7 protein-coding genes are annotated in these 6508 nt (G+C 43.7%); all 7 read right to left on the bottom strand.

Annotated elements, in window-relative coordinates; translation table 11 throughout:
• Nucleotides 1-1187: 1187 nt before the first annotated feature.
• Nucleotides 1188-1574: a hypothetical protein gene (locus tag ACFSW8_RS02665; protein ID WP_377177371.1), complete on the bottom strand. Its 387-nt coding sequence runs from the start codon at nucleotides 1572-1574 to the stop codon at nucleotides 1188-1190.
• A gap of 194 nt (nucleotides 1575-1768) precedes the next feature.
• The gene (locus tag ACFSW8_RS02660; RefSeq protein ID WP_377177369.1) at nucleotides 1769-2029 is read right to left on the bottom strand and encodes a hypothetical protein; all 261 of its coding nucleotides are present in this window, start codon (nucleotides 2027-2029) and stop codon (nucleotides 1769-1771) included.
• A 138-nt stretch (nucleotides 2030-2167) separates the two neighbouring features.
• Nucleotides 2168-2587: a hypothetical protein gene (locus ACFSW8_RS02655; RefSeq protein WP_377177367.1), complete on the bottom strand. Its 420-nt coding sequence runs from the start codon at nucleotides 2585-2587 to the stop codon at nucleotides 2168-2170.
• Nucleotides 2588-2730: 143 nt separating this feature from the next.
• The gene (locus tag ACFSW8_RS02650; RefSeq protein WP_377177365.1) at nucleotides 2731-3189 is read right to left on the bottom strand and encodes an SRPBCC family protein; all 459 of its coding nucleotides are present in this window, start codon (nucleotides 3187-3189) and stop codon (nucleotides 2731-2733) included.
• Nucleotides 3190-3347: 158 nt separating this feature from the next.
• A complete protein-coding gene (locus ACFSW8_RS02645; RefSeq protein ID WP_377090655.1) occupies nucleotides 3348-3665 on the bottom strand; it encodes a hypothetical protein in 318 nt (105 codons plus the stop codon).
• 1785 nt (nucleotides 3666-5450) lie between these two features.
• Entirely contained in the window at nucleotides 5451-5864 is a 414-nt protein-coding gene (locus ACFSW8_RS02640; protein ID WP_377177363.1) for a hypothetical protein, read from the bottom strand.
• A 162-nt stretch (nucleotides 5865-6026) separates the two neighbouring features.
• A partial coding sequence (locus tag ACFSW8_RS02635; protein ID WP_377177361.1) for a hypothetical protein occupies nucleotides 6027-6508 on the bottom strand: 482 nt, incomplete at its 5' end.

The following is a 6508-nucleotide window of genomic DNA, read 5'->3' as shown; positions in this document are numbered from 1 at the left end:
AACGAAGTAGTTAAAACGATACAGATAATTAGTAGTGTGATGCGTAGCATTTCTAGGAGAACGTAAAGCACACCACACCGCTGACGGGGGAATGTACTGTGATTTATTGTTTACGGATGGTGGATTGGAAATGGTGAGCGGAGCTCAACCGCGGTCAGCGGTTGGGTGCAGCGTCTTGTTCTACGAACGTAGTGTATTCGGTGGTTTCCAACTGGATGGAAGGTCATAGCATCGACGTGGATCTTAATTTTCTAAAGCTGCGTAGCAAGGATGTTCTATGACAGGTCATTTAGATTTAGCCATCGACGCCGAGGATCTCACGAAGCGTAGGAAACCTAAAAACCTTATTTGGCTCATCGCATGGAAGGCCGAGAGTTCTATAAGTCTTACCCAGCTTTTGGAACAATGAAGAATGTTCGATAAGTTCATGATGGTGAAACTACAAAGTCCCGACTACACAGCTTCTGTGCAATGATGGAGAGTTCTTAAACCTCGAATAATGTTCCAGCTTCTATGCTGTCTCGTCTGCACTGAGTAATCTGTTTGAGCACCCTGCAACGGGATATCTCTAGTAGAACGTAAAGCACACCGACCGCTGTCCGCTCAGTGTACTTAAGGATTTATGTGATGGTGAAAACGGCATGGAAATTAGAGCTCTCGAAGCGGACAGTGGTTGGGTGCAGCGTCTTGTTAGGCAGAGACAGTTCCAGTGCCCTGTACAGAAAATTTAGAGAGGTAGGGCGTTGTGAAATCTGTCATGATTCAAAATATTCATCAGGTGGAGATGCTAGATTCGGATGAGTCAAGTGGTAGCGTTCCCCATGTATTTTCGTCATGGCCCAGTGCCATGACATTTCATGAAATACCAAACCTCTGTATGAATTGGATATGTCCTCGTACGTATAAAAGTCTTCAGCTGCTGATTTTGCAGCTTCGGGACTGAAATCTCCATACTTAGATAATACCCATGCATATGATGAACGTTCATCATGGAATAATGTTAAATATTCGTGTTCAGGTAGATTGCAATCGCTCATGGTTGAGAGTCTGTCGTGAGGGTGAGTTGATTTAGCCTAACGTAAAGCACACCCAACACTGACCTGGGCGTGCTTGTTTTGTGAATTTAAGTGTGAACCAGCCAAGTCGGTCAGACTCTCAGCGGGTCAGGGGTTGGGTGCAGCGTCTTGTTAGGCAATTGTTATTTTGAAGGCCGCCTCACAATCTAGACACTTGAAACGTAATACACCAGCTCTCAAGTCTCCCCGTGCTGATCCCATACTGAACAAGCTGGCTAGAAATCCTCTAGTTTGGGTATTCTCGATGTAATTCTTGCTATTACAATTCGGGCAAGCATATGGCCTGTCGTCTTCGATCTCTTGCTGAATCTCATCCTGTAGAACCTCAAGCTTCTCAAGATCTTCCTCGTAAACCTGTAGTTCAAACGATGGAACACCGCCTCCGATTACACCACCTAAGCCCGACTCCGAAATATGGACTTCGATATCGCGTCTCGAAAGACGGTCCGCATCTTTCTGCGCATCGGCCAGCGTCGAGTATTTTGCGATCGTGATCATGGTATTTTAGCCTAACGTAAAGCACACCGCACCGCTGACAGGGGATGTACTGTGATTTATTGTTTACGGATAGTGGGGTGGAAATGGTGAGCGGAGCTCAACCGCGGTCAGCGGTTGGGTGCAGCGTCTTGTTCTCCAAATTTAGTTTGGTTGTTATGTTACTGTTGTTCTAGTACTAATAAAGATCTCAACGATCACTCATCCGGAGTCTCGTTTTTATCATCGGATGGAAGTAGTTCCTTATTAGCGCTGGCGGCAGCTTCTTCAGCCTCGATCTTCTTAAACTGTTCTCCAAAGAATTCTTTGGTCATATCCTGAGATTCAACAACTTCAACTGCAGTTTCTTTTCGTCCAGTTTCAGTGATATCTACCTTAGAGCCAACTTTCACTTTATCTTTACAGCTGATATTAGCGAAACAAAGAAGTACTAGATATGAATACGTGAAGGTTTTCATTTTTTAGGAGAACGTAAAGCACACCGCACCGCTGACGGGGATGTACTATGATTTATTGTTTACGGATTGAGGGTTGGAAATGGTGAGCGGAGCTCAACCGCGGTCAGCGGTTGGGTGCAGCGTCTTGTTCTACAGAGTTTATTCCAGTAAGTTGGGTGTTTTGAATGCTAAATCTAAAGCTCCATCCCCTAAACTGTGCTTAAGGCGCCAGTCTTTGTATTTAGCTTTGTCATAAGGTACTAACATCCTCAAAATGTAGCCTTTCTTTTCGAAGTGCCTATCCACTTCAGTTTTCTTAGCATCAGTGATTGAGCTAATCTCTATCACTTTTAGTTTCTCTACTTCACCATTAGGACCAGCGAGGTGATACTCACCTGTCGAGAGATCAATGCCATGCTTCTTGGCCTTCAGGTAAAATGGAGCATACAGAGAACCACCATGCTTCTCATGAGAAAGAACTGATAATACTGGTATCAATTTTTCATATGGTAACGGTTTTGCTTCCGCAGCAGGGAACACGCTTAAAGCCAGTAATATAGTCAGAATAAACGATTTCATTTTTAGTAGAACGTAAAGCACACCAACCGCGAACCGGACCAATGAGCTTTGATTTTTTGTTTCAGGCGAGTCCTACCAAATCGCGGAGCGAAACTCAACCGTGTAAGCGGTTGGGTGCAGCGTCTTGTTCGGCAAAGTTTATCTTACGCATCGTGCTCGACAGATGATCTCCAGTTCTTGAATACGTAGAAATGTACCCGCTTCAGCCCAGCATAAAACCCAAATTCTTTAAGCTTAGCCAGAGTGCCGTTAGCTTTGAGCGTAGTTCTTCGAGTGACTCGTGTACCAGTGTCTGATGGAGACAAAATAAACTCCTCTTTGATAGAATCCACGCACGAGGACCAACTGTGATCCGTACTAACCATCTCAAATGATAATTTCTTAGGCGGGGACCACTCAGTGATTCTCTGCACTACAACTCCCCTATCAGAAATACAACGTCTCTCAGCACCAACCCCTCCGACTTGATCTGGTAACTCACATGATCTGGGCTGAGGAACACCTAGGCAGAAACAACCAGGAACATCCATACGAGACTCAGTCAAGAGAGGCCAAATGCTATCCGGTGATGCTTTTATCTGCGTGGAGGTTTGAATCTGCATGTTATATAGCCGAACGTAAAGCACACCACACCGCTGACAGGTGAATGCACTTTGATTTATTGTTTACGGATTGAGGGTTGGAAATGGTGAGCGGAGCTCAACCGCGGTCAGCGGTTGGGTGCAGCGTCTTGTTCTACAGAGGCAATTTATGAGAGGTTTTACCTAGATGTGAACTGCCAATCAATATGAGATTCTAAGGGGTGAATTGATGGTGGTTCGATCGGTGAAATTTGACCGTCTGAAGTCTTTATAGACCAATGTTCAGCGTCGAATATATCTGGGTCTATAGACAGTAAAAGTTCGTCATCGTAGTCATCTGTCATGAGATGGATAAAGCCATCACGGTATTTTTCAAAGTCAGCGCGTTCAGAGAATGTTCCATACGACCATGGGAAATCATATGAAACATTAGTAATATCACCTAGAACCTTGTCTTTGTATATAATGAGTGATTTTTCTAGCGAGCTTTGAGGCATGTTAAATTTAGTAGAACGTAAAGCACACCGCACCGCTGACGGGGATGTACTGTGATTTATTGTTTACGGATTGAGGGTTGGAAATGGAGAGCGGAGCTCAACCGCGGTCAGCGGTTGGGTGCAGCGTCTTGTTCTATCAAGCTGGTGTACTCGATGGTTTCCAACTGGATGGAAGATTATCAATCGGAACGGAGCTTAATTTTCTAAAACCGTGTAGCAAAGATGTTCTATGCCAGGTCATTTAGATTTATGTCCCGACGTCGAGGATCTTACAAAACTCTGGAAATCTAAAAAACTGATGTGGCTCATCGCATGGAAGGCCGAGAGTTCTGAAAGTCATACCCAGCAATGGTAGCCATGAATGATGTTAGCGAAGTTCATTATGATGAACCTCCAGAGTTCCGTGTGCACTGGCTCTGTGAATGCATCGCAACTGTGAAGGACTGAGAACTAGAAAATTGTTTTCTAAGCTGTCTCGTCTGTACTGAACTATTTAGTTGAGCACGCAAGCCGAGGATGTATCTGATAGAACGTAAAGCACACCCACTGCTGACAGAGAATACGCTTTGATTAATTGTTTACGGATGGAGGATTGGAAAAAGTGAGCGAAAGTCAACCGCGGTCAGCGGCTGGGTGCAGCGTCTTGTTCTGTGAAACACCCTAAAGTATCGCAACTGAACACGCTAGTAAAACCAATGTTTTCATCGTGCTGAGCGAACTAAGAGCGACTTCACCAACAGTGGATGAGACGAACATCGTTACGCAATGAATTGAGTAATTACTTCGCCACGAACCGCATAGAGGATGCGCCCACAATTCGTGGAAGGGAATTTTGAGAAAAAATTCTAAAAGGTACTTTGAATGTACTCACCGTGATTTAGCAGCACAGTTCTAGAAGATAGTTCACTACTCCAACTAGCTAACTGCACAGCATGATCTGAAAGTGTGAAGCTTCAGCGATAATTATAGCAACTGATAGATAGCAACAGTAGGGGAGAAGGAGATAAAGTTAGAACGTCTTTTTCTCTCACAGAACGTAAAGCACACCGCACCGCTGACGGGGATGTACTTTGATTTATTGTTTATGGATTGAGGGTTGGAAATGGTGAGCGGAGCTCAACCGCGGTCAGCGGTTGGGTGCAGCGTCTTGTTCGCCAAAGCCGATACAGATTACTTTGACGGATTTAGTGTTATCAAACTAGTGGAAATTATACTGAGTAATAGAATACTAGGTATTAGTGTTGAAGGGCTAGACTGTAGAGATCCTGTACTAAGAATAGAAAAACCACTCATGTGAAATAATAACCAAGTCCCGAGAATACATAGCAAAGAGGTACAGAATATAAGAGAAAGTCTTAGAGAGAAACGTGTGCTAATGATTAGCCCTACACTTGAAATGCCAGTAACAAGCAGTAGCGCGATCAATCCATAGAAGATGAAACGCTGAGCATCATCGGTGTTGGCTAACACTGAGAATCGAGGGCGCCACAATATCAGCTGAAACGTACAGAAAATCAATAGTGCAGAAGCTGTCACTATAGTTCTGCTTTTGGATACAACGGCTTTCATTTTTTAGGCGAACGTAAAGCACACCGCACCGCTGACGGGGATGTACTGAGATTTATTGTTTACGGATGGTGGATTGGCAATGGTGAGCGGAGCTCAACCGCGGTCAGCGGTTGGGTGCAGCGTCTTGTTAGCTAGAGGCTATTTAAGAGAGTTAGCTTTTAGCATAGCAAGGTAACGGACTGAATAGTCTTTAAAAATTAGTTGAGAACTAATTCATTATTGCTGGTTCATTTTCGCAGAGATGAGACTAATTCTATGCCCAAAGCTACCACTACAGGCATTTTTAGCGACTACTAAGAGCTCAACAAAAGAGTGCTCTATGACAGCCTTTCTTTCTACAGGTATGTCGTGGCCTGCAGATTGATGATACTCAGTCCAGTGCTTCATGAATGGAGCAATTAAAGGCTCAATTTTATGTGATGGAGGTGCTGAGTTGATCAAACCATGGTTAGCAAGTGCCACAATCTTTTCGATAGTGAAGAACAATAGATCATGATCGTATTCATCATATTCCGCTGCTACGGGGCTTTTCATAAGTTTTATCACTAGGCTAAATAGCTCGTCTGATTGATCAGCTATTAAGTCCTGTGTACCGTCATTTTCTAAATTTCCGTTTCCCCATGCTCCCATGATTAATGATTGAGTTAATGTTTATTATTTAAGCTAACGTAAAGCACACCGCACCGCTGACAGGGATGTACTATGATTTATTGTTTACGGACTGAGGGTTGGAAATAGTGAGCGAAGCTCAACCGCGGTCAGCGGTTGGGTGCAGCGTCTTGTTATGCTGATCTAGTCTTGTGAGAATATCTTGTCTATCGATTCAGCCATTGTAGGTTTTTTTCCGTCAGACTTAAGGTTTGGATCTATACTGATAATTACTTGCTTTTCAGACATTCTTTTTAGCGAAGAAACTTGTTCTGAAGTAAGACCTGTGGATAGTGGTACACCAAGAGCTTTTGAGATAACACCAGAGAAGCGGGCACTAGAAATAACCTCTCCATTTAGCTTTATTTCTGATAATTCACCAATATGACTACTTGTAAATACCTCTAATTTTTTGGCCTCTGTCGGCTCCAGCATGACAATCAAATTCAGAGGTTTTCCTTGTGAGTCAGTACTTATAAATACATTTCCTATTCGATCAATAGACAGATTTGTATTGCCGCTAGTTATTTCTATTTCGTCAGTGTGATCTAGGTCAGACAAGAATGGCACGTAGTTAAGCGGCACTTCGCTTGGCTCCTCGATGTGAAATTTCTCTGAATGTGTGT

The sequence above is a fragment of the Rubritalea tangerina genome, from assembly GCF_042683245.1.
Classification (GTDB): Bacteria; Verrucomicrobiota; Verrucomicrobiia; order Verrucomicrobiales; family Akkermansiaceae; genus Rubritalea; species Rubritalea tangerina.
Note: the sequence above shows the minus strand (reverse complement) of the source record. Positions and strands in the feature narration are given on the sequence as shown.

What these genes read in the sequence shown, in the direction of transcription:
- ACFSW8_RS02665 (WP_377177371.1), bottom strand. Translation starts at nt 1,574, where the DNA reads ATGATCACGATCGCAAAATACTCGACGCTGGCCGATGCGCAGAAAGAT.
- ACFSW8_RS02660 (WP_377177369.1), bottom strand. Translation starts at nt 2,029, where the DNA reads ATGAAAACCTTCACGTATTCATATCTAGTACTTCTTTGTTTCGCTAAT.
- ACFSW8_RS02655 (WP_377177367.1), bottom strand. Translation starts at nt 2,587, where the DNA reads ATGAAATCGTTTATTCTGACTATATTACTGGCTTTAAGCGTGTTCCCT.
- ACFSW8_RS02650 (WP_377177365.1), bottom strand. Translation starts at nt 3,189, where the DNA reads ATGCAGATTCAAACCTCCACGCAGATAAAAGCATCACCGGATAGCATT.
- ACFSW8_RS02645 (WP_377090655.1), bottom strand. Translation starts at nt 3,665, where the DNA reads ATGCCTCAAAGCTCGCTAGAAAAATCACTCATTATATACAAAGACAAG.
- ACFSW8_RS02640 (WP_377177363.1), bottom strand. Translation starts at nt 5,864, where the DNA reads ATGGGAGCATGGGGAAACGGAAATTTAGAAAATGACGGTACACAGGAC.